This window comes from Micromonospora sp. NPDC047707, assembly GCF_040704235.1.
In the GTDB taxonomy this organism is placed as follows: domain Bacteria; phylum Actinomycetota; class Actinomycetes; order Mycobacteriales; family Micromonosporaceae; genus Micromonospora.
This window is the reverse complement of record NZ_JBEYSU010000118.1, coordinates 1-2604: the sequence shown is the minus strand read 5'-3', so window position 1 is coordinate 2604 and position 2604 is coordinate 1. Positions and strand designations below refer to the sequence as shown.

The following is a 2604-nucleotide window of genomic DNA, read 5'->3' as shown; positions in this document are numbered from 1 at the left end:
ACAAGCGCGACTACATGTACCGGGCCACAGTCGACATCGCCACGATGAAGATCTGGCTACGCGACCTCACCCAAGATCGACGAGACACTTCCTAGTTCAGTCGGTGATCGCCAGGTCGACGCGGCCACCCGCAGTAGGAACGGGAGCGAGTTGGTCACTTCGGCATGTGAATGACGGGTAGGTGCTCGCCGTAGCGGTTGCCTTCCCCGCTCAGGATTGCCGCTCCTCCGTTGTCTAAGGAGGCCATCACCGTGGTGGCGAGGTCGATGCGGCCAGTTGCCCCGCGCCAGTAGGACAGTTCCCGCCAGTCGCCCTTGGTGGGTAAGACCGCGCAGGAGTCCCGGCGCAGTAGCTGGTACAGGTGCTGCCGCTGCTTCGGGTCGGTGACCAGTTCGAGCGTCTCGGCCACGGTGACGTCGGTGACGCCGTACCGGTCGCCGTCCTTGATGACCTCGCCCACCGGCTCGCCCACGTGGATTGAGTAGGGGTACGCCAGCAACGCCGAGCGGTCCAGGAGCAGCGTGACTGGGCGCTTCGGTTCGTCGTCGTCTTTCCCGCTCACGCGGCCGGGGCCTGCCGGTCGCCGCCGGACAGCTCGGCGTCCATGTGGTCACGGACCCGCTCGCGCAAATCCGCGACCCGCTCCGGCGTCCACTCGGCCTGCACTGCGAGCCGGCGGGCCCGGGCGGCTGCCATGCCTTCCTCGGTGAGCTGCACGCCCGCCTGGACCATCAGCTCGCGGAACTCCTCGAAGTTGCGGCGGGCTCGCACGGTTTCGGTGACATACGCGGAGGCGTTGGGCTGCCGCTCCAGCGTTTCGGCCACGTCTGGGGGCACGGAGATCGTCACACGACGTTTTGTCATACGGCCAGCCTACGCCCGTGTGACACCAGCGGGTGCGGCGACACCGCGATATCGCCTTGAGCAGCGCAAAGGCCGCCGTGCGGTTCACGAGGCCGGCTCGTATCCTCGTGGGTTCCTGCTCGCCGCGTACGTGAGGAGCCGCCCTGCATGCCGCCCGTTCCGGTCATCACCCTCGCCGTTGACCGCCAGCCCGGTCCGGAGGTCGCCTGTGACGTCGCCGGTTGCACGCGTGCGGCGGTGGTGACGTGGCAGGTCACCCGTACCGGCATCCTGTTCGGTGACCGGTGGGTCGCCGGTGAGGACATGGACCTGTGCCGGGAGCATGACCAGCGGGCTGCGGTGGTGACCGGCGCGGAGGACTACGTCGATGGCTGAGCCACCGGCAGCGAGACGGTGCAGGCCGGCCCTTACCGTGGCCGGCCCGCGTTCGTCGCTCAGTGGGTGAGGGTGGCGAAGTCGTCCGGGTCGAAATCGCAGCCATCGTGCTGCGCGGCGGCGGCGTAGAGCGCCTTCGTGATCACGTCGGTCGGAGCGAACAGGCCGTGCCGGCGGATCAGCTCGGCGCCGGTCAGCTCGCACGCCGGGCCGGCCTGCTCACGGAGGTGCTCACCCAGGATCTTCTTGGTGACATCCACCAGGTCGTACGGGCGAGGGCTGCCGGTGAGGTGCTGCGCGGCGGCGAAGATCGCGTCGGGGATGTGGTAGCCGATCCCGGCCGGGTGCTGGGCCAGGCGGCGGGCCGCGGCGCGAAGGAATGACAGAGGGCCCGAAGGAGCCGGTGGTAAACGGGCAGGTCGGGTCGCACGGGTCGCCGGGTCCGGCGGTTCCGCAGCCGATGCACTCGTTGTTGTGGTCGAACTCGGCGGCCGGGATGGCGTGCCGCTGGGCGGCCTCGTACTCGCGGACCAGGACGCCGAGCACGTCGCGGACGTTGAGGGTCTGCCCGGTGGCCGTGCGGCAGTGCTCCGCGTACCGCGCGAGGTTGGTGCTGTCGATCCCGCCCCCGCTGCTGGGGTGGAAGGTCACGCTGCGGCTGATGAACCCGATGAAGGCCCGGCCGTAGTTTCCAGCCCGAAATCAACGGCAACGCTGGTCAACCGATCGGCGGCCCGAGCGACACCGCGCCTTGCAGCACCGGCCCTGACCAGCGTTGTCGTTGATTCTTCGCTGATTACTACGACCACGGCGAATTTCATCGGATGAAGCATTCGCCGTCGTGCGCATCCTCAGTTCGGCATCGAGAGGCGGCAGTCTCCGCCGACTGTTGATCATGTCGGCTGCCTGCGGCGTTGCGTGCCGCTCAGGGTGCTGATCGATGCGGCGAAGCGCTGATGTAGCCGACGCGCACTGCCAGCGAAGGCTCCGACTACGCCAAGTGCGGTTGGAGTAACTGAGTTGCGGTCCAGTAACCTGGGCTGTGGTAAATCACACAGTTCCATGAAGCAGACGTCGGGGTGGCAAGCGCCCGGCATGGCGGGGACCACCACACCCCGGCCGGGCTGAGCTCACCAGCAGGTCGCACACTTGACGGCATGGATGACGAGTTCGCGATCTCCGTCCGGGGGCTGCGCAAGGCGTACGGGGACACCGTCGCGGTGGCGGGTGTCGACCTCGACGTGCGCCGGGGTGAGGTGTTCGCCCTGCTCGGTCCGAACGGTGCGGGCAAGACGACCACGGTGGAGATCCTGGAGGGTTTCCGGCGGCGGGACGCGGGCGAGGTGTCGGTGCTCGGCAGCGACC

General features: G+C 68.3%; 5 protein-coding genes. 2 read left to right on the top strand and 3 right to left on the bottom strand.

The genetic code is table 11. From position 1 onward, the window contains the following. Nucleotides 1-154: 154 nt before the first annotated feature. Together AB0873_RS32215 and AB0873_RS32210 are read right to left on the bottom strand one after the other, a co-directional pair. The gene (locus AB0873_RS32215) at nucleotides 155-562 is read right to left on the bottom strand and encodes a hypothetical protein (RefSeq protein ID WP_366604542.1); all 408 of its coding nucleotides are present in this window, start codon (nucleotides 560-562) and stop codon (nucleotides 155-157) included. Further along, the gene (locus AB0873_RS32210) at nucleotides 559-864 is read right to left on the bottom strand and encodes a hypothetical protein (protein WP_366604541.1); all 306 of its coding nucleotides are present in this window, start codon (nucleotides 862-864) and stop codon (nucleotides 559-561) included. The genes AB0873_RS32215 and AB0873_RS32210 overlap by 4 nt, the downstream gene beginning before the upstream one ends. Nucleotides 865-1011: 147 nt before the next feature. On the opposite strand from AB0873_RS32210, the gene AB0873_RS32205 reads away from it, so the two are divergent. Further along, entirely contained in the window at nucleotides 1012-1239 is a 228-nt protein-coding gene (locus AB0873_RS32205; RefSeq protein ID WP_366604539.1) for a hypothetical protein, read from the top strand. Between the two features lie 59 nt (nucleotides 1240-1298). Here the strand turns inward: AB0873_RS32205 and AB0873_RS32200 are convergent, their stop codons facing one another. Further along, the gene (locus AB0873_RS32200) at nucleotides 1299-1499 is read right to left on the bottom strand and encodes a hypothetical protein (protein WP_366604537.1); all 201 of its coding nucleotides are present in this window, start codon (nucleotides 1497-1499) and stop codon (nucleotides 1299-1301) included. 897 nt (nucleotides 1500-2396) lie between these two features. Here AB0873_RS32200 and AB0873_RS32195 point away from each other — a divergent pair. Beyond that, nucleotides 2397-2604: ATP-binding cassette domain-containing protein (locus AB0873_RS32195; protein ID WP_366604535.1), on the top strand; the 208-nt coding region annotated here is incomplete at its 3' end.

Excerpts from the sequence above, each read along its gene's own strand:
- AB0873_RS32210 (WP_366604541.1), bottom strand. The coding sequence starts at position 864 with ATGACAAAACGTCGTGTGACGATCTCCGTGCCCCCAGACGTGGCCGAA.
- AB0873_RS32205 (WP_366604539.1), top strand. The coding sequence starts at position 1,012 with ATGCCGCCCGTTCCGGTCATCACCCTCGCCGTTGACCGCCAGCCCGGT.